The sequence below is a fragment of the Streptomyces sp. NPDC111507 genome, from assembly GCF_055638955.1.
This window is the reverse complement of sequence record NZ_JBVKBU010000002.1, coordinates 233,272-257,157: the sequence shown is the minus strand read 5'-3', so window position 1 is coordinate 257,157 and position 23,886 is coordinate 233,272. Positions and strand designations below refer to the sequence as shown.

The window sequence follows — 23,886 nt, the reverse complement described above, 5'->3', positions numbered from 1 at the left end:
ATGCGTCCCCGCCGACCTGGCAGCATGGCGGGGTGACAGCAGCAACGCACTCCACCCTCTTCCCGCAGGCACCGGACACGGCCGACGCGGTGCTCGACGGGCTCGACCCAGAGCAGCGCGAGGTCGCCACCGCCCTGCACGGTCCGGTGTGCGTGCTGGCAGGCGCCGGCACGGGCAAGACACGAGCGATCACCCACCGCATCGCCTACGGGGTGCGTGCCGGGATCCTCCAGCCCTCCAGTGTGCTCGCCGTCACCTTCACCAACAGGGCCGCGGGCGAGATGCGCGGCCGGCTCCGCCAGCTGGGCGCCGGTGGTGTCCAGGCCCGTACGTTCCACTCCGCAGCGCTGCGCCAACTCCAGTACTTCTGGCCGAAAGCGGTCGGTGGCGGCCTGCCCCGGCTCATCGACCGCAAGATCCAGCTCGTCGCCGACGCGGCAGCCGCCTGCCGCATCCGCCTCGACCGGGGCGAGCTGCGCGATGTCACAGCCGAGATCGAATGGTCCAAGGTCACCCAGACCGTACCGGCCGACTACGCGGCCGCCGCGGCCAAGACCGGCCGTCTCTCGCCCCGCGATCCGGCCGAGATCGCCCAGCTCTACGCCACGTACGAGGACCTCAAGCGCGACCGCGCCGTCATCGACTTCGAGGACGTCCTGCTGCTGACCGTCGCGATCCTCCAGGACCGTCACGACATCGCCGAGCAGGTCCGCTCCCAGTACCAGCACTTCGTGGTCGACGAGTACCAGGACGTCAGCCCCCTCCAGCAGCGACTCCTGGAACTGTGGCTCGGTGAGCGCGACAGCCTCTGCGTCGTCGGCGACGCCAGCCAGACGATCTATTCGTTCACCGGTGCAACTCCCGACCACCTGCTCGACTTCCGCACCCGCCACCCCGGAGCCACCGTCGTCAAGCTCGTCCGCGACTACCGCTCCTCACCCCAAGTGGTGCACCTCGCCAACGGCCTGCTCTCCCAGGCCCGCGGCCGGGCCGCCGACCACCGCCTGGAACTGATCTCCCAGCGTGCCCCGGGCCCCGAGCCCGTCTACGCCGAATACACAGACGAACCCGCCGAGGCCGAGGGCGCCGCCCGCCGCATCCGCGACCTCATCGCCTCCGGCATCCCCGCGGGCGAGATCGCCATCCTCTTCCGCACGAACTCCCAGTCCGAGATCTACGAACAGGCCCTCGCCGACGCCGGAGTGCCCTACCAGCTGCGCGGCGCCGAGCGGTTCTTCGACCGCCCTGAGGTGCGCAAAGCAGGCGCCGCCCTGCGCGCGGCCGCCCGCTTCGGCGCCAACGACTCCCTCCTCGACGATGCTGTCGACCTGCCCTCCCAGGTCCGCGCGGTGCTCTCCGGGGAGGGCTGGACCAGCCAACCCCCGGCCGGATCCGGCGCCGTCAGAGAGCGCTGGGAGTCACTGGCCGCCCTCGTCCATCTCGCCCAGGACTTCGCCGCCGCCAAACAGGGCGCCACCCTCGGTGACCTCGTAGCCGAGCTCGACGAGCGCGCGAGCGCCCAGCACGCCCCGACCGTCCAGGGCGTCACCCTCGCCTCCCTGCACTCCGCCAAGGGACTGGAGTGGGACGTCGTCTTCCTGGTCGGCGTCGCGGAGGGCATGATGCCGATCACCTACGCAAAGACCGACGAGCAGATCGAGGAAGAACGCCGACTCCTCTACGTCGGAGTCACCCGCGCCAGAGAACACCTCCTCGTCTCCTGGGCCCTGTCCCGCTCACCCGGCGGCAGACCCAACCGTCGGCCCAGCCGCTTCCTCGACGGGCTGCGCCCCGGCTCCGTCGCCACCGCGGGCCGCAGCGCCGGCGGCGGTCCAGGAGGCATCGAGCGCGGCATCGGAAGCAGCGGAGGCACGGTCGTACGGCGGACGAGCCGGACCCCGGCCCGCTGCCGGGTCTGCGGGCGCACGCTGACCGACGCCGGCGAGATGAAGCTGATGCGTTGTGAGGACTGCCCCTCCGACATGGACGAAGGCCTCTACGAGCGGCTGCGGGAGTGGCGGGCGGTACAGGCGCAGCGCAGTGGGCAGCCCGCGTTCTGCGTCTTCACCGACAAGACACTTATGGCGATCGCCGAGGCCGCGCCGGACGACGAGGGCGAGTTGACGCGGATCCCCGGGGTCGGCGTGCGCAAGTTCAACCGGTTCGGGGCCGATGTTCTGGCCATCTGCGCTGGTCAAGAGCCCCCGGAGGGCGGCGAGGGCGACTGATGCAAACTCGTCGAAAAAATAGTTTGCGCATGCCCCAGCAATCCCCATAGGTTCTTAACCACGGCAGCAGCGGCCTTCTCCGAGGCCCTGGTTCCGTGCTGTACTTAATAGCCGTCGGACTGGCTCACCCCAGTCCCCCAAGACGCCGAGAGGAGGCGATTCCAGTGATCAGCATCAACATCAGCTCCATCAGCACCGCCAAAATGACCGATCGCTCGGTCGTCTCCACGTGCCTGCTCGGCGTCTCGAACCCGGGTACCGGTCTGTCCGGCATCGCTGCCGTCCGGCCGGCCTCCCCTCTGTCTCTCGCGGTTCTTCCCATCCGTGAGCGCAATGAGCGACCGATGAAGGCACTGGAAGCGGCAGTAGTGGCAGAGGCCCAGGCCTATGCCTTTGCGGCAGCCGGTGCCGGATCCCTGAAGCAGACGAAGCAGCACCACACGATGTGGGCCTTCCGTGGGCCTGAACCCTGGAGTGATCCAGCCTGATCTTCGATCAGGCCGGCGCCTTCAGGGCCGCGGAACCCCACCCGGGATCCGCGGCCCTTCTGTTTGTCCCCGACCGGGGACGGCAGAGCGAAGGGGCCTCGGGACAAGAAAAGAACCCGGTACCAGCCGCCAACCGGCCAACCCGGCCGGCACGACCAGACGAGGAAGACCAACCGTGCAACTCGAAGCGCACGCCCCGTCCGTACCGCCTTCCGAAACGATCCCCCCGCCCGGCCTCACGGAGGACTCCACCTTGATCCCGCTCACTGCGCTCACCGCGCTCGACGACGCCATCGAGAACCTCGGCGTACCCGTCCCCTGCCGCTCCTACGACCCGGAGGTCTTCTTCGCCGAGTCGCCGGCCGACGTCGAGTACGCCAAGTCCCTCTGCCGCACCTGCCCGCTGATCGAGGCTTGCCTCGCCGGCGCCAAGGAGCGGCGCGAGCCCTGGGGTGTCTGGGGCGGCGAGCTCTTCGTCCAGGGTGTTGTCGTGGCCCGCAAGCGGCCGCGTGGCCGCCCGCGCAAGAACCCGGTTGCGGCATGAACACCGTAGGAACGATCGATCGCCCCCTGACGCACGACCCCAAGAAACAGGCCCCGATGAAGCCGTCCACCAGCGAGCCCGCAGGCTCCGCCATCCCAGACTTCACCGCCACCGGCGCGAACGACTCGCGTCAGAACAGGACCCGCGAGATGCAACTCATCCCAGAAGCCCTGGCTCGTGCGCATATGCACGAGCGACTGCACGAGGCCGAGCGGGAACGCCTGGCCGTGCGCCTGGCCTCCGCCCGTCGGATGCAGCGTCGGGCCGAGCGCGCCTCCATGCGCGCCCGGCGCGCGCTGGCCATGGCGGTCATGCACTAGCCGAAGGCAGTCGCTGCAGTACCAGTAAGCAGTTCCTCGCGGGGGTCGGTCCGAACGGACCGGCCCCCGCGGTGCGTTGTGCCGGGCGAACCGCCGATCACGGCGTTATCGTCGCCGAGTGACGAGTCTTCCCGGGGACAGTGACAGCACCGGCTCCATGCCGCGGCCCGATACGGCCGAGGCCCGGCACATCGTGTGCGCCCGCTGCGGCACCCCGGCCGACGGCCCTCCGCTGACGTGGACCTGCTCCATGGAGAACGGCACCCGCCACTACTTCTGCGACAACTGCGCCCGCAGCAACCTCAGGGCGATCGAGGGACGGCTGGACTCGGCCTGGTGGTAGGCCGAGCCCGGGGGCCGAAGGCGGCCCGAGTCATGCTCCGGCCGCGGATCCCTCCTCGTCCAGCAGCTCTTCCGTCGGGTCCTCTCCCGGTACGAACCCCGGCAGCCACTCCTCCAGTTCGTCGCGCAGCCGCACCGTCGCGCCCAGCTGACACAGGACTCCGATGGTGCTCAAAGTCACACGATGTATCAGGAGGTATGACGGTGGCAGGTTGAGGAGCCTGCCCAACTGGTGTGCGGGGGAGCGGGGGTCGGCGATGCGGGCGGCCTGACTGCGCATCCAGCCGCGGGTGAACGTGAACTCGTCGACCTGGGCCGGTTCGATGATCGGCAGGAGATAGTCCAGGACCGCGTCGGGTTCGAGCTCTATGGACTCCTTGACGAAGCCCTCCTCACGCAGCAGCTCGTAGACCGCTTCGGCCTCGCCCTCGAGAGTCATCCGGAAGGAGTAGCCGATCGTCGAGGGCAGACCGCCGGGAAGACGGTCGACCGTGCCGAAGTCCAGGACGCCCAGCCGCCAGCCGATCTTCTCGTCCGGCAGGAGGCGGAAGTTGCCCGGGTGCGGATCGGCGTGCAGCAGTCCGGTACGGGCGGGACCCGAGAAGAGGAACCGGGCCAGCAACTGGCCCGCACGGTCCCGCTGCTCCTGGGTGCCCTCGGCGATCACCTCCGACAGCGGTATCCCGTCGATCCACTCGGTCACCAGGACCTGGTCGCACTGGTGGACCACCGCCGGGACGAGCACGTCCGGATCGCCCGCGAACTCCGTGGCATGCGTCTCCTGGGCCTCTGCCTCCAGCGCGTAGTCGAGTTCCTCGGACACCCGGTCGCGCAGCTCCGCGATCAGCGGCTTGATGTCCATGCCGGGGATCAGAGGACCCAGGAGCCTGGCGAATCGGCTGAGCTGGGTCAGATCGGACAGCAGGGCCTCGCCTGCCCCCGGGTACTGCACCTTGACGGCGACCTCGCGTCCGTCGTGCCACACCGCCCGGTGCACCTGGCCGATCGAGGCCGCCGCGGACGGCTTGTCCTCGAACTTCTGGAACAGCTCGGACCAGTCCTCGCCGAGGCGCTCCCGCAGAACGGAGTGCACCGTGCGCGTCGGCATCGGCGGCGCCGCCTCCTGGAGCTTCGTCAGCGCCGCGCGATAGGGTCCCGCGACCTCCTCGGGCAGCGCCGACTCGAAGACGGACAGGGCTTGTCCGAACTTCATGGCACCCCCCTTCAACTCGCCGAGGACCTTGAAGAGCTGCTCCGCCGTACGCTGCTGCAGCTCGCGGCCGACGATCTCCGCGGACTTCCCGCCGATCCTCTTGCCCAGCCCCCAGGTCGCTCGCCCGGCGAAGCCGAGCGGTAGTGCGGCGAGTTTGGCAGTTCGGGTGACTGCCTTCCGGGGAAGATCAGACATGCGCCCTCCAAGTCCCAGACAGCCGTGCCGCGTGCGGCTGTTGCCCCGCCATTGTCTCGTGCGGCTGCCCGTCCTCGGCGGCGCGCTCCCCCTTCTTACTTTTCTCCGCCGCGCCGCACGGGCATGCGGGATGGGACCACACCGGCTTCGCATGCCAGTCGAAGCCCGGCACGGAGGACTCCCAGCGTGCTCCGGCGCTGGAGGGCAGCCGTCCGTCGAGGAAGGTGAGGGCGTGTCCCGCCGCGAGTCCGGCGACCCCGGTCGCCAGCGCGAGGTCGCAGGCCGGGATCTGGTGCGAGGCGCCGGAGCGCCACTGGGCGATCAGGCGTGGCCAGGTCGGGTCCCGGTCGACGCGCTGCTGATCCAGGCAGCCCGCGCAGCCGGTGTCGCCGGGCAGCACCAAGGGGCCGACGACACCCGTTCCCTCCACGACCCCCGCGTAGAGATGGGGGGTGCCGGAGGTGATCAGGGGCTCGGCGACGGCGGGATCGGGGGCGTGCACCGCCAGGCCGTCCCGGGGCGCGAGGATCACCAGGGAGAGACCGAGCTCCTCGCCTTCGGCAGCGGGCCGTGGTGGTCGATCGGGTGCCGCTCGGCGCACCGCGCGCCGGGCGGCTTCCTCCCGGCGCTCGCCGATGGACGCCGAGGGCAGTCCGCCTGGTGCCACGTCCCAGGGTTCGACGCTGCCGATGTCGCGCACCTCGACCTGGCCGACACCGGCGCCGGCCAGGAGGGAGGCCAGGACGACTCCGACCCGGCCGGCGCCCCTCACCTGCACCCGCAGGGAGCGACGGGCGGCCAGATGCTTCAGGGCGTCGCCCGGCGCGCGGGCGACGAGGGACAGGGACGCGAGGTCGGGGCGGAGCCGGTCCAGGACCGCCTTCTTCTCGCGCAGGGCGTCCGCGGCCCGGCCGCCGCCCGTCGCGTCGTCCAGCAGACCCGAGCGGGCCAGCCGCTCCACAAGTGCGTCGACATGACCGTCGGGCAGGCCCATCGCGCGACCCAGGTCGCGAAGGAGCGGCAGCCCGCGTGTTCCGTTGAGCAGGTCGAGAAAGCTGCCTGTCGCCGTGTCCACCGGGCCCAGCACCATCGCGTGCGCGGGCGCCATCCCGAACTGCACCGTGTTGAGATCCCGCCAGCCGCGCCGCAGCGCGGGCTTCACCATCGGATGCATGACCGACCCCCGTACCTGTAGAACATCCCCGTGTGTCGGCGGGGTCCGTCCCGGGCCCGCCGATCGAATGCCAGGATGCCCCGCCCCGCCGAACCATGCCGAAAGTTGTCCACAGGCGGTGGTGTTCGTCGTATAAATCAAGCGCGCGGGGTGCGGATCGGCATCGAACCGTCCAGGGGACGGGACTTCCCCCATGTGCAGCGGGTAACGTCGGGGCGTGCCCGCCGACCCACTGCACCGCGCCGGAAAGCCACAGCGCAGCACGACGAGCCTGCCGCCAAGCGGCTCGGGGGCGAGCGCGATCGAGGTTCGCAGGAGCGCGCGCCGGCGCAGAACGGTCTCCGCGTACCGCGAGGGCGATCGCACCGTCGTGCTCATCCCCGCCCGTATGTCCGAGGCGGAGGAACAGCGCTGGGTCACCGTCATGCTCGACAAGCTGGCCGCCCAGGAGAGCAAACGGGTGCTCGGCGACGCCGAGCTGACCGAGCGCGCCGCGCGGCTGTCGGAGCAGTACTTCGACGGCCGGGCCCGCCCCGCCTCGGTCCGCTGGGTCACCAATCAGAACACGCGCTGGGGGTCCTGCACCCCGGCCGAGGGCAGTATCCGTCTTTCGCATCGCCTGCAGGGCATGCCCGAGTATGTCGTCGACTACGTCCTCGTCCACGAACTCGCGCACCTTCTGGTGCCCGGTCACGGGCCCCGCTTCTGGCGGCTGCTGGAGGCGTATCCGCGTACGGAGCGTGCCCGCGGCTATCTCGAAGGGGTGGTCGCGGCCGAACGGCTGCCGCATCTGCCCGTGGCGAGCGACGAGTAGCGGGCGCTGGCGGCGGCGGACCGTCCCCGCCCGGGGGCGATTGTGTACCGGGTCTGTACCGGCGGCGTTCACTCCCAGAGTTTCCCGTTAGCCTGACGCGACGCAATCGCACACGGGATGGGGGACGGTCGTTACGCATGGCCAGGGAATTCCAACGCGGCCACAAGGCCAGGATCAGTGACCTCACCGCGGGCACGGATCTGTACGTAGGTGTGCAGATCACCGGTCCCGGACTGACCTTCGACATCAGCTGCTTCGGTCTGGACGCCGACGAAAGGCTGTCGGACGACCGGTACTTCGTCTTCTTCAACCAGCCGAAGACCCCCGAAGAATCCATCCAGCTCCTCGGCGCCCAGTCGGGTGACACGGAGTCCTTCCGCGTCACGCTCGACCGGATCCCGGCGCAGATCCAGAAGCTGTCGTTCACGGCGACGATCGACGGCGCCGGACAGATGTCGCAGATCGCCCCCGGATACCTCCGTGTTGTCGCGGGCGGCGAGGAGGTGGCCCGGTACTCCTTCAGTGGCGCGGAGTTCTCCACCGAGCGTGCCGTGATGCTGGGCGACTTCTACCTGAAGGACGTCTGGCGGTTCGCCGCCGTGGGGCAGGGCTTCGACGGCGGCCTCGACGCGCTGCTGAAGAACTTCGGTGGTGAGGTCGCCGACGAGCAGCCCGTCGCGCAGGAGCCGAAGGCCACTGCCGCACCGTCCTTCGCTCCGCCCGCCCAGGCCACCGCACCCCCCGCGTTCGGTGCCCCGGCTCCGGCTCCCGCGCCGGCGCCCGCCGCGCAGGGGTTCACGCCGTCGCCCGCCCCGGCGCCCTCGGTGCACGCCGCGCCGACCATCATCGCTCCGCTGCACACCCCGCCGGGCGGCACCGTGCCGCCGCCGGGCCCCGCTCCGTACATCCAGCCGCCCGGCCCGCCCGGACCGCCGCCGGGCTACGGACAGCAGCCTCCCGGTCAGACGGCTCCCATGCCGCCCGGTTACGGCCAGCAGGCACCGCCCGCGCCCCCCGGCTACGGGCAGCAGGCCCCGATGGCGCCTCCGGGCTACGGCCAGCAGCCGCCGTACGGCCAGGTTCCGGGCCAGGCGCCGGGCCAGCCCGGCGTGCCGTCCCCGTACGGCGTTCCCCAGGGCGCCCCGCAGGGCGGTGCCGGTGTGGCCGCCGCGCTGGGGGCCTACAAGGAGACGCCCACCGGTCAGCGGTGGACCCAGCAGAACAAGAAGCTCATCCGCGTCGACCTCGGTATCGGCGGCCAGCCCGTGCTGGCCCGCCAGGGCAGCATGGTGCTCTACCAGGGCAAGGTCGACTTCAGCTACAAGGGCGCCGGCTTCGCCGGGCGGATCGTGGGCAACGCGACCGGCCAGGAGATGCAGCTCATGCGCTGTACCGGCCAGGGGCAGGTGTTCCTCGCCGAGAACGCCACCCACGTGCATCCCATCGAACTCCAGGGCGACGCGATCTGCGTCTCCGCGGAGAGCGTGCTCGCCTTCGACGAGTCCCTCCAGTACGAGGTCCGGCGTATCGAGGGGCATGGCATCCCCGGAGGCGCGCTGTTCACCATGCAGTTCCAGGGGACCGGAACGATCGTCGTGAAGACGCACGGCGCTCCCGTCGTGCTGCCCGTGACGCCGACGACCTTCGCCGACTGCAACGCCGTCGTCGCCTGGTCCGCGGCCTCCCAGGTGATCGTCTCCAGCCAGGTGCGGATGCGCCGCAACGCCTACCCCGGCGACACCGGGGAGAGCGTGAACCTCCAGTTCCGCGGCGCGCCCGGCAATTTCATCGTCGTCCAGCCGTACGAGGTCTGAGGGAGTCCGTCATGAACCAGCCACTCGCGGGCTTCGCCCCGGCACCCGTCACCGCCCGTATGGAAAACCACGGCAACCACATGCTGAAGGTCGCCATGCAGACCGGAAGCGACCTCTTCGCGCGCGTGGGCTCGATGGTCGCCTACGAAGGGTTCGTCCAGTACGAGCCCAACCCGCCCGCGGTACGCCAGATCGCGCGGGACTGGATGACCGGTGAGGGCGCGCCCCTCATGAAGTGCACCGGCGACGGCCTGCTCTACCTGGCCGACTACGGGGCGAACGTCGTCGTGATCAACCTCAACGGGGACGCGATCTCCGTCAACGCCACCAATCTGCTCGCCTTCGACGCGCACCTCACCTGGGGTGTCGAGCGGGTGAAGGGGCTCGCCAAGTTCGCCGGACAGGGCCTGTGGAACACCAAGATCTCCGGTCAGGGCTGGGTCGCGCTGACCTCGCGCGGCACGCCGATCGTGGTCGACTGCGGCGGCGGTGAGGACGAGACGTACGTCGACCCGGACGCGCTCGTCGCCTGGTCCCCGAACCTCAAGGTGAAGGGCAAGCGCAGCTTCAAGGCGCAGTCGCTGATCGGACGCGGCAGCGGCGAGGCGTACCAGATGGCGTTCTCCGGGCAGGGCATCGTCGTCGTCCAGCCCAGCGAGGACAGCACCGACCGCCTCCGGATCCGGGGCTGAGGGGGAGCACCACATCATGCAGAGCCCGCTTTTCGGCTACAACGAGCAGCAGACCCAGGAGCGCTACAGCCTCCAGAACTCGCAGATGCTGCGAGTCGTCATGGAGGGGCACGACGACATCCTGGCTCGCAAGGGCACCATGGTCGCGTACCAGGGGCTTGTGGAGTTCGACGCCGAGTACCAGAACAACAGCCAGCACCGCGCGCGTGCGTACACCGGTGAGGGCCTCGACCTGATGCGGTGCCACGGGCAGGGGACGGTCTATCTGGCCAATCTCGCCCAGCACGTGCACGTGGTCGACGTGGAGCAGGACGGTCTGACCGTCGACAGCAGCTACGTCCTGGCGATGGACTCCTCGCTGCACCACGAGGTCATCGCCGTGGACAGCCAGTACGGCATCTCCGGCTCCGGCAAGTACCAGCTCAACATCACCGGCCGTGGCAAGGTCGCCCTGATGACCTCGGGCATGCCGCTGATGATGCAGGTCACGCCGGACAAGTACGTCAACTGTGACGCCGACGCGATCGTCGCCTGGTCCACCGGCCTGCGTGTCCAGATGCAGGCCCAGACGCACTCCTCCGGGGTGTGGCGGCGGCGGGGCAACACCGGTGAGGGCTGGGAGCTCAGCTTCCTGGGCCAGGGCTTCGCGCTCGTCCAGCCCAGCGAACTGCTGCCGCCGCAGAACGCGGTGATCGGCCAGGGGCTGCGCGCCCAGTACGGCATGGGGCAGCAGGGCGCCCGGGCGCAGAACCAGGGCAACGTCTGGAGCTGACCGGCCGATGGTCGGTTGATCGGCCGTACCCGAGGTCGGTTGATCGACCGGCGGTCAGTTGACCGGGTGACGGTCCGGGAAACCAACGTAAGGGGCGATCGCCTTGGCGATCGCCCCTTACACGTGCCTCAGGCCGCGAGCCGTTCGCGGGTTGCTTCCAGGAGCCGTACGACCGAGGCGTCCGCCACGTCCGCGACCTCCTCGTAGAGGAACCAGCGCAGATCCAGGGACTCGTCGCTGATCGCCGCCACGGCCTCGGCCGGGGCGAGCGCGGCGTACTGGACGTCCAGATGCCAGTTGCACGGCGCCGGGATGGCGTGCCGGTCCAGGGTCACGGGGCCGCCCGGCAGCAGGACCAGACCCTCGATGCCCGACTCCTCGGTCGCCTCGCGCAGCGCGGCCGCCGCCAGCGTCGGATCGCCCGGCTCGCAGTGGCCGCCCATCTGCAGCCACATCTGCAGCTTGCGGTGCAGCGTCAGCAGGACGCGGCCGCCGACCGGGTCGATGACCAGGGCGCTGGCCGTGACATGCCCCGCCGTGCAGGCCTTCCACATGCCGTCCGGATGCTCGGACAGATGGTCCAGATAGACCTGGCGCAGCTCTCCCTGGTCCTCGTACTGCTTCAGTACGAGGACGGCGTCGTCGTGAAGGGTCACTCGGTGCCGTCACCCTTGTCGTCGCCCTTGTCGTCGTCCGCGGGAGCGTCGTCCTTCTTCAGGTTCGTCTTCTCGGCGGAGCCGCTCGCCGCCTCGCCGAGCATCTTGTCGAGCTCGGAGAAGTCCAGCTGCTCACGGTGCACGAAGCCGTCCGGGTCGTCGAGGTCGGACGCGGTCGGCAGCATGTCCGGGTGGGCCCACAGGCCGTCGCGGCCGTCGACACCGCGCGCGTCGGTGAGCGAAGCCCACAGGCGCGAGGCGTCCCGCAGCCGGCGCGGGCGCAGCTCCAGGCCGATCAGCGTGGCGAACGTCTGCTCGGCGGGACCGCCCGTGGCGCGGCGCCGGCGCAGCGTCTCGCGCAGCGCGTCCGCGGAGGAAAGACGCGGCTTCGCGGCCGCGTGCACGACCGCGTCCACCCAGCCCTCCACGAGCGCGAGTGCCGTCTCCAGACGGGCCAGCGCGGCCTTCTGCTCCGGCGTGTCCTCCGGCTGGAACATGCCCTGCTGGAGGGCGTCCTGCAGCTGCTCGGGGTTCTGCGGGTCGAGCTGGCCGACCACGTCCTCCAGCTTGGCCGTGTCGACCTTGATCCCGCGCGCGTAACCCTCGACCGCGCCGAACAGGTGCGAGCGCAGCCACGGCACGTGCGAGAAGAGACGCTGGTGGGCGGACTCGCGCAGGGCGAGGTAGAGCCGCACCTCCTCCAGGGGGATGCCCAGGTCCTTGCCGAACGACGCGATGTTCAGCGGCAGCAGCGCGGCCTTGCCGGCCGGGCCGAGCGGCAGGCCGATGTCGGTGGAGCCGACGACCTCGCCCGCGAGCACGCCGACGGCCTGCCCGATCTGCGTACCGAACATGGCGCCGCCCATGGAGCGCATCATGCCGATGAGCGGGCCCGCCATGGCCTGCATCTCCTCCGGCAGGACATCGCCCATGGCCGCGCCGACGCGCTCGGCGACCGGGTCGACGAGCTCCTTCCACACCGGCAGGGTCGCCTCGACCCACTCCGCGCGGCTCCAGGCCACGGCGGAAGCGGCGCCGGACGGCAGGGACGTCGCGTCGTCCAGCCACAAATCGGCCAGGCGTACGGCATCCTGGACCGCGGTGCGCTCGGCGGGACCGACGCTCGCGTCCTTGGTGCCGTCAGAAGTGCCCTGGGAGACCGTCTGGCGGGCGATCTGCTTGGCCATGTCCCAATTCACCGGGCCGCCCTCGTACGAGAGCATCTGGCCCAGTTGCTGGAACGCGGCACCCAGATCGTTGGGGTTCATGGAACCGAACATCGCTGCGAGCGGATTGTCGGCGCCGGGGCCGCCGGCTCCGGGCGGCCCGAAACCGAACGGTCCCTGTCCACCGCCGCTCTGCTGGTCCTTCTTCTTGCCCTCGTCGCCGTTCTCCGGCTCCTCCGGCGGAAGGCCGAATCCGAATGGGGTGTCACTCACGGGATTCCTCGGCTGGTAAGGCCGCCGGTTCGTTCCGACGGCGACTGCCCGACAACACCACCCAGCGTAGACACCCGAACCCGATCGGGCCTCGGTGCTTCGCCGACTCTTGGCCTGCGGCAGGATGGATGCCACCTGGTACTGACGCGTCACGCGCGTCCGTTACTGAAGACAACCGCTGGAGACGCCCGGTGAGTTCCCCAGATCCACAGGTTCGCGCAGCGCGAAACCACTCAACCAGCCCGCCCTTGCGCGGGCCCGTCGTCGCGGTCACCGGCGCCGCGTCCGGCGTGGGCGCGATGCTGACCGAGCGGCTTGCCGCCAGCGAGGAGATCAAGCAGGTCATCGCCATCGACGAGCGTCGCGGCGAGTGCGAGGGCGCCCAGTGGCAGATCCTCGACGTGCGGGACCCGGCGATCGCCGAGAAGCTGCGCGGCGCGGACGTCGTGGTGCATCTCGCGCTCGACCTCGACCTGGAGACGGACGCGGCGGCGCGCACGGCGTACAACGTCCGGGGGACGCAGACCGTGCTGACGGCCGCCGCCGCGGCTGGGGTGCACCGGGTCGTGCTGTGCACCTCCGCGATGGTCTACGGAGCGCTGCCCGACAACGAACTGCCCCTCTCCGAAGACGCCGAACTGCGGGCGACCGCGGAGGCCACGGGGGTCGGGGACCTGCTGGAGATCGAGCGGCTCGCCCGGCGGGCGCCGCGCGCGCATCCGGGGCTCAATGTCACCGTCGTACGGCCGGGGGTCTTGGTCGGTGGCGGTACCGACACCGCCCTGACCAGGTACTTCGAGTCTCCTCGACTCCTTGTGGTGGCGGGGTCGCGGCCTGCCTGGCAGTTCTGCCACGTCGAGGATCTGTGCAGTGCTCTGGAGTACGCCGTCCTGGAGAAGGTGGAGGGGGAGCTGGCCGTCGGGTGCGACGGGTGGCTGGAACAGGAGGAGGTCGAGGAGCTCAGCGGGATTCGGCGGATGGAGTTGCCGTCCGCCGTCGCGCTGGGGGCTGCCGCGCGACTTCACCGGATTGGGCTCACTCCTTCGCCCGCCGGGGATCTGGCGTACACGATGTACCCCTGGGTGGTGAGTGGGAGCCGGATGCATGACGCCGGGTGGCGGCCGCAGTGGTCCAACGAGGAGGTTCTCGCGGAGCTGCTGGAGGAGGTTGCCGGGCGGCACACCGTGGCTGGGCGGCGGCTGGGACGCAAGGATGCGACGGCGGCGGGGGCCGCGGGGGCGACGGTTGCTCTTCTGGGTACGGCCGCGTTGGTTCGGCGGGCTCGGAAGGCTCGGCGGCGGATCTGAGTCTTGGGGGGTGGTCGGGTGCGGGTGCGTCGTGGCTGAGGGCCGGTGTTCCGCCCCCGCCGCCCCTACCCGTCCCATCCCCCGGGACCCCCGGCGGGGCTGCGCCCCTGCACCCCGGCGGAGCTGCGCCCCTGCACCTGCAACGGGGCTGCGCCCCTGAACCCCGGCGGGCTGCGCCCTTGCACCCCCGGTGAGGTGCCCCTGGACCCCTGGCGGAGCTGCGCCCTTGCACCCGCAACGGGGCTCCGCCCCAGGACCCCAACGGGGCTCCGCCCCTGCCCCCGGCGCCGCTGCCCCCGGCATCTCGGCAGGTTCGTGCCCCCGTTGCCCCCGCTGATCCCGGGGCTTCGCCCCCGACCCAGGTGGTGGGCTGAATGGGGTCGTCGGCGGAAGGTGGACGGGGCGGGGTGGGTGGGGTGCAGGGTTGTTCGCCCTGTAGGAGGCTCCAAAAGGTCGCGCGGGTGTGCGGGGTGAACGGCGTATTTCGTGGGTGCCGTGGGGTGCGGCACGATGGGGCCATGGCACCTACCTTTGAGCATCCGGGTGAGTTGGGGGCGCAGGATCCGATTCGGCTGTTGGCGATTCGGGACGAGCCGCTCTCCTTGGACGAGGTCTTCCGGGCCGTCGGGGACGACGCCGCCGGAGGGACCGCGCTCTTCGTGGGGACCGTGCGCAATCACGACGGGGGCGCCGACGTCGACGGGCTGGGGTATTCGTGTCATCCCAGCGCGGAGGCCGAGATGCGGCGGATCGCCGAGAAGGTGGTCGCCGGGTATCCGGTGCGGGCGCTGGCCGCCGTGCACCGGGTCGGTGACCTGGCCGTCGGTGATCTCGCGGTGATCGTCGCCGTGTCGTGTCCGCACCGCGGCGAGGCCTTCGAGGCGTGTCGCAAACTGATCGACGACCTCAAGCACGAGGTGCCCATCTGGAAGCACCAGAAGTTCTCCGACGGCACGGAGGAGTGGGTCGGAGCCTGTTGAGGGAGTCGGCCGGACGTGTGAGTCCGGCCTCACCGACTTCTCACCCTTGCTCCGGTTGCGTAACCGACCCCCTGGTATGAGCGTTAACGAGGCGGATGGTTAATCTGCTGATCAGTCAGTTGCGGTCGCTCGTGGGGTTGGGAGGTGGGCATGGCGTCGCTCGCCTGGTTGCTGATTCCGCTTTTGGCCGCGATCGGTGCCGGACTGTGGGGCGGTTGGGCCAGCCGGAACCGCAAGACGGTGGGAGACGGCATCGAGCTCGAGGGGTATGCGCGCTTCCGCGCGGCCATGGAGCGCTCCGAGGCCGTCATGGTGCGGCCCGGTGCCGGGGAGAAGCCGCACTCCGACGCGGTTTGAGGCCAGGGCCCCGCAGAGGCCGCCCGGGCCCCGTACGGACGGCCCCGACAGTGCGCTGACAGCACCGTCCCGTACTGTCGTGGCATGCCACGCCGCACCGCGACGATGCTCGCCTCCACCCTGATCCTGATCGCGCTCCTGTGCGCGGGAGTGTTCATCAAAGTGCCGTACTCGGAGATGTCACCGGGGCCGACGGTGAACACACTGGGCGAGCACGACGGCGCGCCGGTGCTGCAGATCTCCGGACGCAAGACGTACCCGGCCACCGGGCACCTGAACATGACCACTGTCCGGGTCACCAGCGCCGACTACAACATGAACCTCGTAGAGGCCGTGTATGGGTGGCTCGCGCATGACAACAAGGTCGTGCCGCACGACACCCTCTACCCGGACGGCAAGACCGAGCAGCAGTCGACGCAGGAGAACGCCGAGGAGTTCAGCCAGTCCCAGGAGAGCGCCAAGGTGGCCGCTCTGAAGGAGCTGGGCATCCCGGTGAAGTCCTGGGTGATCGTGTCGACCGTCGTCAAGGACTCCCCGGCCGAGGGCCGGCTGCACGCCGGTGACGTGATCAAGAGCGTCGACGGTACGGCCGTCAAAGCACCCGAGGACGTCGCCAAGCTGGTCACGAAGCACAAGCCCGGCGAGAAGGTCGTCTTCACGGTGGTGCCCGCCAAGGAGCAGGCCGCCGCCGAGAAGGCGGGCAAGACGGCCACCGCGACCACGGACGTGACCATCACCACGGCGAAGTCCAGCGACAGCGGCGCGTCCCGCGCCATCGTCGGCATCTCGGCCGGGACCGATCACACGTTCCCGTTCAGCATCGACATCAAGCTCGCCGACGTCGGCGGTCCGAGCGCCGGGCTGATGTTCGCGCTGGGCATCGTGGACAAGCTGACCCCCGGCGACCTCACCGGCGGCAAGTTCGTGGCCGGCACCGGCACCATCGACGACAGCGGAACCGTCGGTCCGATCGGCGGCATCGAGTTGAAGACGATCGGAGCGCGCGAGAAGGGCGCCCAGTACTTCCTGACGCCCAAGGACAACTGCGCGGCCGCCGCCAAGGACACCCCCAAGGGGCTCACCCTCGTCAAGGTCAACACCATCGACGACGCGATGAACGCCCTGAAGGACATCAGCTCCGGCAAGACCGCCGACCTGCCGGAGTGCACCACCAAGGGCTGAGGGACCGACCGGCGGCGGTACACATGGGCCGTACGGCGTGATGGGGGCGCCCCAGGAAGTCCGGGGCGCCCCCGTCCGCGTACACCAGGACGTCAGTCCGCGAACGTCGCCGACAGCGCCTCTGCCAGGCCCGGCACCAGGCCCGCGCCCGTGAGGACCTCGGTCGGCGCGTCCTTCTCGCGCAGACGCAGTGCTGAGTCGCGGGTGCCGTCGCGCAGGACGCCGACCGTCATACGGACCTCCTGGCGGTCCGGGTGCTCGGCGACCCACTTCGCGAGCTTCTTGTCGCTCAGGCCCTCCGGGACGGAGGCCTCCGCGGACGGCGGCAGCATCAGCCGCTCCACGGTGAGCGCGCAGCCGACCACGGCGTCGGGCCAGGCGATGGTGCCGAGGAACTCGTCCAGCGGCTTGTCGGCAGGGATCTCGTCCTGCTCGATGGGGGTGAGACCGGTGGTCTCGGGCTCGTCCTGGAGGCCGAGCTGGGCCGCGAGACCGGGCTCCTGGGCCCGCAGTCGCGCGGTGTCTACGAGGGCGAAGAGGCGAGCGGGCTGGTCCCAGCCGAGGCTGGAGGCGTACTCGTCGATCTCGAGTACGGCCCGGGTGAGCGGGCTCGCTGCCATGGGAGTGTTGGACATGGTCACAATCCTGCCTCGTTCGTACCCGGATCCGGGAACCGAGTAAAGCGTGAGTAAGTTGCATAGATGAGGCTCCACGATCACGGAGCCTGACGGATGGTCCGCTTCACGGGGACCTGACGGATCAACAGCGAACTTCGAGGTGCGCACCTTGGCTTTCCAGATGCCGGACCGCGGCGGAGGCCCGACGGGGCCACGGATCAGAGTGGGCCGACCGTCCCGGCGGGTCCGGACCCTGCTCATGACACTGGGCGTGCTGGCCGTGCTGGCCATGGCGTTCGTCATGTTCGCGGGGTTCTGGACGGACTGGCTCTGGTACCGGTCGGTTCACTACTCGTCCGTCTTCACGACCACCCTGTGGACCAAGATCGGGCTCTTCTTCGTCTTCGGCCTGATCATGGCGGCCTCGGTCGGCGTGAACATCTGGCTGGCACATCGGCTGCGACCGCCGCTGAGCGCGATGTCGATGGAGCAGCAGAGCCTCGACCGGTATCGGATGGGGATCGCGCCCTACAAGAGGTGGCTGCTGCTCGGCATCACCTCCCTGGTGGGGCTGATCGCCGGCGCGTCGGCGTCGGGCCAGTGGCGTACATGGCTGATGTGGGTGAACGGGGTCCCCTTCCACCAGAAGGACCCCCAGTTCCACCTCGACGTCTCCTTCTATGCCTTCGACCTGCCCTGGTACCGGTTCCTGCTCGGCTTCGGCTTCGCCGCCGCCGTGCTCTCGCTGATCGCCGCCGCGCTCACGCACTACCTCTACGGAGGGCTCAGGATCACCTCCCCGGGCGCGCGCGCCACGGCCGCGGCGACCGGGCACCTGTCGGTGCTGCTGGGCGTCTTCGTCGCCCTGAAGGCGGTCGCCTACTGGCTCGACCGCTACGGACTCGCCGTGAAGTCAAGCGACTTCAAGGCGACCGGCAACTGGACGGGTCTCAGGTACGTCGACGCCAACGCGTATCTGCCCGCCAAGACGATCCTGTTCTGCATCGCCGTCATCTGTGCGCTGCTGTTCTTCGCCACCCTGTGGCGGCGCACCTGGCAGCTGCCCGTCATCGGCTTCGGCCTGATGGTGCTCTCGGCGATCCTCATCGGCGGTCTCTACCCGGCCATCGTGCAGAAGTTCCAGGTCCAGCCGAACGAGCAGGCCAAGGAAGCGCCGTACGTCGAGAAGAACCTGAAGGCGACCCGCGAGGCCTACGGCATCGACGGCACCCAGGTCTCGGAGTACGCGGGCAAGAGCGCCACCAAGGACAAGACCAAGCAGCGCGACGACGCCGACACCACGGCGAGCATCCGTCTGCTGGACCCGAACATCGTCTCGCCGACGTTCCAGCAGTTGCAGCAGATGAAGAACTACTACGCGTTCCCGACCAACCTGGACGTCGACCGGTACAGCAAGGACGGCAAGGACCAGGACACGGTCATCGGACTGCGTGAGCTGAACCTGAACGGCATTCCGAAGAACAACTGGATCAACGACCACTTCCGCTACACGCACGGATACGGCGTGGTGGCCGCCAAGGGCACCACGGCGACCTCCGGTGGCCGGCCCGTCTTCACCGAGTCCGACCTGCCGTCCAACGGCGACCTGGGGACGTACGAGCAGCGGGTCTACTACGGCGAGAAGACCACGCAGTACTCGATCGTCGGCGGTCCCCAGAAGGAGATCGACTACTCCGACGACAGCGGTGAGAAGACCACCAGCTACCAGGGCAAGAGCGGGGTCAGCCTCTCCAGCCCGATCAACCGTGCCGCGTACGCCGTGGCGTTCGGCGAGCCGCAGATCCTCTACTCGGGCGCGATCGGCGAGGGTTCCCGGATCCTCTACAACCGGACCCCCAAGGACCGCGTCGAGGCGGTGGCCCCCTGGCTGACCATCGACGGCGACGCCTACCCGGCCGTGGTCGACGGCAAGATCCAGTGGATCGTCGACGCCTACACCACGACCAACGGCTACCCGTACGCCTCCCGCACCACCCTCGGTGACACGACGGCGGACTCGCTCACCGCGACCAACAACCAGCGCGCGGTGGTGGCCCAGCAGAACCAGGTCAACTACATCCGCAACTCGGTGAAGGCGACCGTCGACGCGTACACCGGTGAGGTCAAGCTCTACCAGTGGGACACCAAGGACCCGGTCCTCAAGACCTGGATGAAGGCGTTCCCGAACACGGTGGAGCCGAAGACGGCCATCTCGCAGTCGCTCATGGACCATCTGCGGTACCCGCAGGACCTGTTCAAGGTCCAGCGCGAGCTGCTCACCCGCTACCACGTGAAGGACGCGCAGACGTTCCTCAGCGGCAGCGAGGTGTGGCAGGTCCCCGACGAGCCGACCAACAAGTCGGGCGACGCGGTGCCGCCGTACTACCTGAGCATGAAGATGCCCGACCAGTCGGCGCAGGCGTTCTCTCTGACGACGACCTTCACGCCCAACGGCCGGGACAACCTCAGCGCGTTCATGGCGGTCGACTCCGAGGCGGGCACGCCCGACTACGGCAAGATCAGAATCCTGAAACTGCCGACCAGCGAACCCGTCGACGGGCCCAAACAGGTCCAGAGCCAGTTCAACTCCCAACAGGACATCGCCGAGTCGATCAGACTTCTGAAGGGCGGGGACTCGGAGGTCGAGTACGGCAATCTGCTGACGGTTCCGCTCGACGGAGGACTGCTCTACGTGGAGCCTGTCTACGTACGCGGTGGTGACCTCAAGTACCCCTTGTTGCGCAAGGTGTTGGTGACCTACGGAGGCAACACCGCCTTCGAGGACACGCTCGACCAGGCGCTCAACAAGGTCTTCGGGACGGACAGTACGACCAGTCCACCGGCCGGCACGGGGACCACCCCACCGCCGACGTCGAGCAACCCGACGGTCCAACAGGCGCTCACCGACGCCCAGAAGGCCTTCGACGAGGGCCAGGACGCCCTCAAGAAGGGCGACTGGACGGCGTACGGGCAGGCGCAGAAGGATCTTCAGGACGCGCTGAAGCGGGCCGAGGACGCTCAGGCCAAGGCCGACAAGAGCGCCACCGGTGGCAGCGGCGGTAGCAAGAGCAACGACAAGGCCAGCAGCCCGAGCAGTAGTCCGAGCCCGAGTGGCAGCAGCAGTCCCAGCGGCGGTACGACCTAGGGCGGCGGTACGGGCCAGGGCGCCGACCGGTCCGTCGGGCCGGTCGGCGGCTGGTCCGGTTCTTGGATCAGCCGCTGGTCAGAGGCCCCCTCCGCGCCGTGGTACGGTTGCAACACAACGGCGCGGGGTGGAGCAGCTCGGTAGCTCGCTGGGCTCATAACCCAGAGGTCGCAGGTTCAAATCCTGTCCCCGCTACTGAAAAGCGAAGGCCCGGATCCTCACAGGATCCGGGCCTTCGCTGTGTGCGCACACGTGTACTGCACCCGTATGACGACCTGGGTAGGACGCGTGCGCGGGGTGCGTGCGGCGACCATGGGCGACGCGCCGAAGACTGCGCCATCCGTGGGGAGTTGGGAAAACTGTGTTTGACTTGTCTCTCTGTGGGCATGTCGACAAAACGCTGAAGTGACCTCACTGACTGCGGTATACCAGGTGTACCCAGGTTGCAGGTGGTGCGACGATGGACGTTATGGGGGACAAGGCAACTCTGTTGGATACAGGGCGTTTTGCGCAGCCTTCAGACCGGGACGAAACCGGCGAGGCTGCCGAGGAAGCACGTCAGCGGCTCGCCGCCGAGGCCGGCGACGTCGAGGCGATGAGTGTCCTCGGAGCGATGCTGCTGCGCCGTGGCGATCTCGACGGAGCCGAGACTCAGTTGCGCGCTGCCACCGCCGCCGGTGACCGCGCAGCCGCCAACAACCTTGGTGTCCTCCTGCACCAGCGCGGGTACGCCGACGAGGCCGCCGGGTGGTGGCGGATCGCCGCCGTCGCGGGGTCCGCGGCCGCCGCGCACGCGCTCGGGCGCTATCACCGGGAGCGGGGAGACGAGCCTGCCGCCGAGTACTGGCTGCGCCAGTCCGCCGAGCAGGGGCATGCCCTCGGGGCGTACGCGCTCGCCGATCTGCTGGAGCACCGCAGTGACGTCGGCGCGGAGCAGTGGATGCGGTCGGCCGCTGAGCGGGGGCACCGCGAGGCGGCGTACCGGCTCGCGCGCACGCTCGACCGCAAGGCCGCGGACGCGGGCGAGGGCAGGGGCGACAACGGTGTCATGGGGGTCATAGGAGCCGCCGGTGAAGAGGCCGAGCAGTGGTACCGGCAGGCCGCCGCGCGCGGGCACCGGCGGGCCGCGCTGCACCTCGGGGCGATCCTGGAGAAGCGGGGGCACCTCAAGGAGGCGGGGCGCTGGTATCTGACGTCCGCCAAGGACGGAGAGGCGCGGGCAGCCTGCGCGCTCGGGTTCCTGCTGCGGGACGCGGGGGACACGGAGAGCGCGGCCGTGTGGTGGCTGCGGGCGGCGCAGGACGGGGACGGGAACGCCGCGAACGCGCTGGGGGCGCTGCACGCCGAGCGCGGCGAGACGCAGACCGCGGAGCGGTGGTACCGGGCCGCCATGGACGCCGGTGATGTGAACGGCGCGTACAACCTCGGGCTGCTCTGCGCAGAGCAGGGGCGGACCGCGCAGGCCGAGCAGTGGTACCGGCGGGCCGCGTACGCGGGGCACCGTGAGGCCGCGAACGCGCTGGCGATCCTGTTGCTTCAGGTCGGGGACTCGGCCGGAGCCGAGCCGTGGTTCTCCAAGGCCGCGGAGGCCGGGAGTGTGGACGCCGCGTTCAATCTCGGGATCCTGCATGCCGGGCGGGGGAGTGAGGACGACGAGGAGGCGGCGCTGCGGTGGTACGAGCGGGCGGCTTCCGCCGGGCACACCGAGGCGGCGCTGCAGGTCGGGATCGCGCGGCTGCGGGACGGGGACGAGCTGGAGGCGGAGCGGCATCTGAGGTGTGCGGCGGGGGGCGGTAGCGCGGAAGCCGCGTACCGGCTGGCCGCCGTGCTCGACGCTCGGCGGCCGCCGGCGCCCGCGCATGAGCTCGGGGAGCCGACGCAGGAGAAGAGTGAGTGCGAGGAGTGGTACGAGCGGGCGGCATCCCTGGGGCACCGGCGGGCGCAGGTGCGGGTCGGGATGCTCGCCGCGGCGCGGGGTGATGTGGTGGAGGCGGCTCGGTGGTACCGGTCGGCCGCGGAGGCCGGGTCTCGGAACGGGGCCTTCAATCTGGGGCTGCTGTTGGCTCGGGAGGGGAGTGAGCCGGAGGCCGCGTTGTGGTGGACCCGGGCGGCGGATGCGGGGCATGGGCGGGCGGCGCTTCGGCTTGCGCTCGTGTATGCGCGGCGGGGGGAGTTGGCGGAGGGGCAGCGGTGGGCTGATCGGGCGGTTGCGCTGGGGCCGGCGGAGGTGGCTGAGCGGGCGGCTCGGTTGCGGGACGCGTTGCGGCAGGAGTTGTCTGCGTGAGGTTGTGGCGGTGGGTGGGGGCTGGGCTCGGGTTGCTCTCGCCCCCGCCGCCCCTACCCGACCCATCCCCGGGGCTCCGCCCCGAACCCCACCAGAGGCCCCGCCCCTGAACCCCGGCGGGGCTCCGCCCCTGAGCCCCGGCGGGGCTCCGCCCCTGAGCCCCGGCGGGGCTGAGCCCCTGAGTCCCCGTCGGGCTGGCCGGGGCTGTGCCGCTGGACCCCGCCGGGCGTGCCCCGGACCTGCGCGGGGCTGCGCCCCTGCACCCCGCCGGGCCCCGCCCCCGGACCTGCGCGGGGTTGTCCCCTGCGCCGCGCAGGGCTGTGCCTCTGGACCTCCCGGGGGGGGGCTCCGCCCCTGCAACCCCGTCAGGGACTGCGTCCCCGTACCCCCGTGGGGCTCCCGCCCCCGTACCCCCCCCGCGTGGGGCTCCCGCCCTCGTACCCGTGGGGCTCCCGTCCCCGTACCCCCGCGGGGCTCCCGTCCCGGCCCCCGTGGGTGCTGCTCTTCTCCTCGTATCCCGGGAGGGGAGACGACCTGGAGCTTCCCTCGCCCCTGTTCAAGGGAACGTCTATGGGATTTGCGCTGGTCCACCTGGTTGACGTAATGTTCAGTTCATCGACGCGGGGTGGAGCAGCTCGGTAGCTCGCTGGGCTCATAACCCAGAGGTCGCAGGTTCAAATCCTGTCCCCGCTACTTGAAGACGAAGGACCCAGATCATCTAGATCTGGGTCCTTCGGCGTTTGACCGGAGTGTGGGGGCACGGGGAAGCCCCGGCGTCCGTGGTGGAGGCCGGGGCTTCGGGGGAGTCAGGCTGAGGCGCAGTTGGGGCACAGGCCCCGGTATGTCACCTCTACGTCCGAGACCGTGAAGCCGAAGCGCTCCGAGTCGGGGAGGTCGGCGAGCGGGTTGCCGCTCGGGTGGACGTCGCGGATCGAGCCGCACTGGGCGCAGACCAGGTGGTGGTGCGGACGGTGCGCGTTCGGGTCGTAGCGCTTGGCGCGCTTGTCCGTCGCGACTTCCAGCACCTCGCCGAGCGAGACCAGCTCACCCAACGTGTTGTAGACGGTCGCCCGGGAGATCTCGGGCAGCTTGACGACGGCCCGGGCATGCACCTCGTCGGCCGTCAGATGGACGTGATCGCCGTCGAGGACCTCGGCCACGACGCGCCGCTGCGCGGTCATTCGCCATCCGCGTCCGCGCAGTCGTTCCAACAGGTCACTCATGCAGGCCAGCTTAACAGCAAGGTGACCAGATCCCGAATGGGTGTGACTTTGGATGCGTGCTTGATTTGGATATTGTCTAATGTAGGATCGGTTCGGCATC

21 protein-coding genes and 2 tRNA genes are annotated in these 23,886 nt (G+C 70.0%); 17 read left to right on the top strand and 6 right to left on the bottom strand.

Annotation, left to right across the window (positions count from 1 at the left end):
* The first annotated feature begins 32 nt into the window (after positions 1–32).
* The 5 genes from ACZ7M2_RS08670 to ACZ7M2_RS08650 all read left to right on the top strand — a co-directional run bounded on the left by ACZ7M2_RS08670 (position 33) and on the right by ACZ7M2_RS08650 (position 3,923).
* Positions 33–2,228, top strand: coding sequence for an ATP-dependent DNA helicase UvrD2 (locus ACZ7M2_RS08670; protein WP_471594676.1), 2,196 nt, complete (start codon positions 33–35; stop codon positions 2,226–2,228).
* A gap of 164 nt (positions 2,229–2,392) precedes the next feature.
* On the top strand, positions 2,393–2,716 hold the full coding sequence (locus ACZ7M2_RS08665) for a hypothetical protein (protein WP_471594675.1): 324 nt from the start codon (positions 2,393–2,395) through the stop codon (positions 2,714–2,716).
* A 175-nt stretch (positions 2,717–2,891) separates the two neighbouring features.
* Complete coding sequence (locus ACZ7M2_RS08660; protein ID WP_054228178.1) at positions 2,892–3,260, top strand: WhiB family transcriptional regulator; 369 nt, start codon at positions 2,892–2,894, stop codon at positions 3,258–3,260.
* Positions 3,257–3,580 carry a hypothetical protein gene (locus ACZ7M2_RS08655; RefSeq protein WP_471594674.1) on the top strand — a complete coding sequence of 108 codons (324 nt, stop codon included), beginning with the start codon at positions 3,257–3,259 and terminating at the stop codon, positions 3,578–3,580. The genes ACZ7M2_RS08660 and ACZ7M2_RS08655 overlap by 4 nt, the downstream gene beginning before the upstream one ends.
* Before the next feature lie 118 nt (positions 3,581–3,698).
* Positions 3,699–3,923, top strand: a complete 225-nt coding sequence (locus ACZ7M2_RS08650; RefSeq protein WP_129592095.1) for a hypothetical protein — start codon at positions 3,699–3,701, stop codon at positions 3,921–3,923.
* A gap of 30 nt (positions 3,924–3,953) precedes the next feature.
* Here ACZ7M2_RS08650 and ACZ7M2_RS08645 read toward each other — a convergent pair whose 3' ends face one another.
* Together ACZ7M2_RS08645 and ACZ7M2_RS08640 are read right to left on the bottom strand one after the other, a co-directional pair.
* Positions 3,954–5,330 (bottom strand): ABC1 kinase family protein, encoded by a 1,377-nt coding sequence (locus ACZ7M2_RS08645; protein ID WP_471594673.1) that lies wholly within the window; start codon positions 5,328–5,330, stop codon positions 3,954–3,956.
* A complete protein-coding gene (locus tag ACZ7M2_RS08640) occupies positions 5,323–6,504 on the bottom strand; it encodes a TOMM precursor leader peptide-binding protein (RefSeq protein ID WP_471594672.1) in 1,182 nt (393 codons plus the stop codon). The genes ACZ7M2_RS08645 and ACZ7M2_RS08640 overlap by 8 nt, the downstream gene beginning before the upstream one ends.
* 217 nt (positions 6,505–6,721) lie before the next feature.
* Between ACZ7M2_RS08640 and ACZ7M2_RS08635 the strand changes: the two genes are divergently transcribed.
* The 4 genes from ACZ7M2_RS08635 to ACZ7M2_RS08620 all read left to right on the top strand — a co-directional run bounded on the left by ACZ7M2_RS08635 (position 6,722) and on the right by ACZ7M2_RS08620 (position 10,596).
* Positions 6,722–7,318 carry a M48 metallopeptidase family protein gene (locus tag ACZ7M2_RS08635; protein WP_352045935.1) on the top strand — a complete coding sequence of 199 codons (597 nt, stop codon included), beginning with the start codon at positions 6,722–6,724 and terminating at the stop codon, positions 7,316–7,318.
* 137 nt (positions 7,319–7,455) lie between these two features.
* Entirely contained in the window at positions 7,456–9,132 is a 1,677-nt protein-coding gene (locus ACZ7M2_RS08630) for a TerD family protein (RefSeq protein WP_471594671.1), read from the top strand.
* Positions 9,133–9,143: 11 nt separating this feature from the next.
* Positions 9,144–9,824 (top strand): AIM24 family protein, encoded by a 681-nt coding sequence (locus ACZ7M2_RS08625; protein WP_266431663.1) that lies wholly within the window; start codon positions 9,144–9,146, stop codon positions 9,822–9,824.
* A 16-nt stretch (positions 9,825–9,840) separates the two neighbouring features.
* Positions 9,841–10,596: an AIM24 family protein gene (locus ACZ7M2_RS08620; RefSeq protein WP_060900241.1), complete on the top strand. Its 756-nt coding sequence runs from the start codon at positions 9,841–9,843 to the stop codon at positions 10,594–10,596.
* 128 nt (positions 10,597–10,724) lie between these two features.
* Here ACZ7M2_RS08620 and ACZ7M2_RS08615 read toward each other — a convergent pair whose 3' ends face one another.
* Both ACZ7M2_RS08615 and ACZ7M2_RS08610 read right to left on the bottom strand, forming a co-directional pair.
* Positions 10,725–11,252, bottom strand: a complete 528-nt coding sequence (locus ACZ7M2_RS08615; RefSeq protein WP_471594670.1) for an NUDIX hydrolase — start codon at positions 11,250–11,252, stop codon at positions 10,725–10,727.
* The gene (locus ACZ7M2_RS08610) at positions 11,249–12,691 is read right to left on the bottom strand and encodes a zinc-dependent metalloprotease (protein ID WP_471594669.1); all 1,443 of its coding nucleotides are present in this window, start codon (positions 12,689–12,691) and stop codon (positions 11,249–11,251) included. Before ACZ7M2_RS08610 ends, ACZ7M2_RS08615 begins: the two co-directional genes overlap by 4 nt.
* Positions 12,692–12,882: 191 nt before the next feature.
* On the opposite strand from ACZ7M2_RS08610, the gene ACZ7M2_RS08605 reads away from it, so the two are divergent.
* The 4 genes from ACZ7M2_RS08605 to ACZ7M2_RS08590 all read left to right on the top strand — a co-directional run bounded on the left by ACZ7M2_RS08605 (position 12,883) and on the right by ACZ7M2_RS08590 (position 16,517).
* Positions 12,883–13,998: an SDR family oxidoreductase gene (locus ACZ7M2_RS08605; RefSeq protein ID WP_471594668.1), complete on the top strand. Its 1,116-nt coding sequence runs from the start codon at positions 12,883–12,885 to the stop codon at positions 13,996–13,998.
* 518 nt (positions 13,999–14,516) lie between these two features.
* A complete protein-coding gene (locus ACZ7M2_RS08600) occupies positions 14,517–14,978 on the top strand; it encodes a molybdenum cofactor biosynthesis protein MoaE (RefSeq protein WP_352045940.1) in 462 nt (153 codons plus the stop codon).
* 150 nt (positions 14,979–15,128) lie between these two features.
* Complete coding sequence (locus ACZ7M2_RS08595) at positions 15,129–15,335, top strand: hypothetical protein (protein ID WP_351437308.1); 207 nt, start codon at positions 15,129–15,131, stop codon at positions 15,333–15,335.
* Between the two features lie 84 nt (positions 15,336–15,419).
* Positions 15,420–16,517, top strand: a complete 1,098-nt coding sequence (locus tag ACZ7M2_RS08590; protein WP_471594667.1) for a YlbL family protein — start codon at positions 15,420–15,422, stop codon at positions 16,515–16,517.
* Positions 16,518–16,609: 92 nt separating this feature from the next.
* On the opposite strand, the gene ACZ7M2_RS08585 is transcribed toward ACZ7M2_RS08590, so the two are convergent.
* Positions 16,610–17,152: a PPA1309 family protein gene (locus ACZ7M2_RS08585; protein ID WP_403697147.1), complete on the bottom strand. Its 543-nt coding sequence runs from the start codon at positions 17,150–17,152 to the stop codon at positions 16,610–16,612.
* A 163-nt stretch (positions 17,153–17,315) separates the two neighbouring features.
* On the opposite strand from ACZ7M2_RS08585, the gene ACZ7M2_RS08580 reads away from it, so the two are divergent.
* From ACZ7M2_RS08580 to ACZ7M2_RS08565, 4 genes are all read left to right on the top strand, one after another.
* Complete coding sequence (locus ACZ7M2_RS08580; RefSeq protein WP_471595205.1) at positions 17,316–20,279, top strand: UPF0182 family membrane protein; 2,964 nt, start codon at positions 17,316–17,318, stop codon at positions 20,277–20,279.
* Positions 20,280–20,400: 121 nt separating this feature from the next.
* Positions 20,401–20,474: transfer RNA gene (locus ACZ7M2_RS08575), tRNA-Met, on the top strand.
* Positions 20,475–20,739: 265 nt separating this feature from the next.
* Entirely contained in the window at positions 20,740–22,563 is a 1,824-nt protein-coding gene (locus tag ACZ7M2_RS08570) for a tetratricopeptide repeat protein (protein ID WP_471594666.1), read from the top strand.
* Positions 22,564–23,182: 619 nt separating this feature from the next.
* Positions 23,183–23,256: transfer RNA gene (locus ACZ7M2_RS08565), tRNA-Met, on the top strand.
* 113 nt (positions 23,257–23,369) lie between these two features.
* Here ACZ7M2_RS08565 and ACZ7M2_RS08560 read toward each other — a convergent pair.
* Positions 23,370–23,786 (bottom strand): Fur family transcriptional regulator, encoded by a 417-nt coding sequence (locus tag ACZ7M2_RS08560; RefSeq protein WP_352045944.1) that lies wholly within the window; start codon positions 23,784–23,786, stop codon positions 23,370–23,372.
* Positions 23,787–23,886 lie beyond the last annotated feature (100 nt).

Bases quoted from the DNA above. Each gene is read 5' to 3' on its own strand.
- ACZ7M2_RS08655 (WP_471594674.1), top strand. From the start codon at position 3,257: ATGAACACCGTAGGAACGATCGATCGCCCCCTGACGCACGACCCCAAG.
- ACZ7M2_RS08645 (WP_471594673.1), bottom strand. From the start codon at position 5,330: ATGTCTGATCTTCCCCGGAAGGCAGTCACCCGAACTGCCAAACTCGCC.
- ACZ7M2_RS08640 (WP_471594672.1), bottom strand. From the start codon at position 6,504: ATGCATCCGATGGTGAAGCCCGCGCTGCGGCGCGGCTGGCGGGATCTC.
- ACZ7M2_RS08630 (WP_471594671.1), top strand. From the start codon at position 7,456: ATGGCCAGGGAATTCCAACGCGGCCACAAGGCCAGGATCAGTGACCTC.
- ACZ7M2_RS08625 (WP_266431663.1), top strand. From the start codon at position 9,144: ATGAACCAGCCACTCGCGGGCTTCGCCCCGGCACCCGTCACCGCCCGT.
- ACZ7M2_RS08620 (WP_060900241.1), top strand. From the start codon at position 9,841: ATGCAGAGCCCGCTTTTCGGCTACAACGAGCAGCAGACCCAGGAGCGC.
- ACZ7M2_RS08600 (WP_352045940.1), top strand. From the start codon at position 14,517: ATGGCACCTACCTTTGAGCATCCGGGTGAGTTGGGGGCGCAGGATCCG.
- ACZ7M2_RS08595 (WP_351437308.1), top strand. From the start codon at position 15,129: ATGGCGTCGCTCGCCTGGTTGCTGATTCCGCTTTTGGCCGCGATCGGT.
- ACZ7M2_RS08590 (WP_471594667.1), top strand. From the start codon at position 15,420: ATGCCACGCCGCACCGCGACGATGCTCGCCTCCACCCTGATCCTGATC.
- ACZ7M2_RS08585 (WP_403697147.1), bottom strand. From the start codon at position 17,152: ATGTCCAACACTCCCATGGCAGCGAGCCCGCTCACCCGGGCCGTACTC.
- ACZ7M2_RS08580 (WP_471595205.1), top strand. From the start codon at position 17,316: ATGCCGGACCGCGGCGGAGGCCCGACGGGGCCACGGATCAGAGTGGGC.
- ACZ7M2_RS08570 (WP_471594666.1), top strand. From the start codon at position 20,740: ATGGACGTTATGGGGGACAAGGCAACTCTGTTGGATACAGGGCGTTTT.
- ACZ7M2_RS08560 (WP_352045944.1), bottom strand. From the start codon at position 23,786: ATGAGTGACCTGTTGGAACGACTGCGCGGACGCGGATGGCGAATGACC.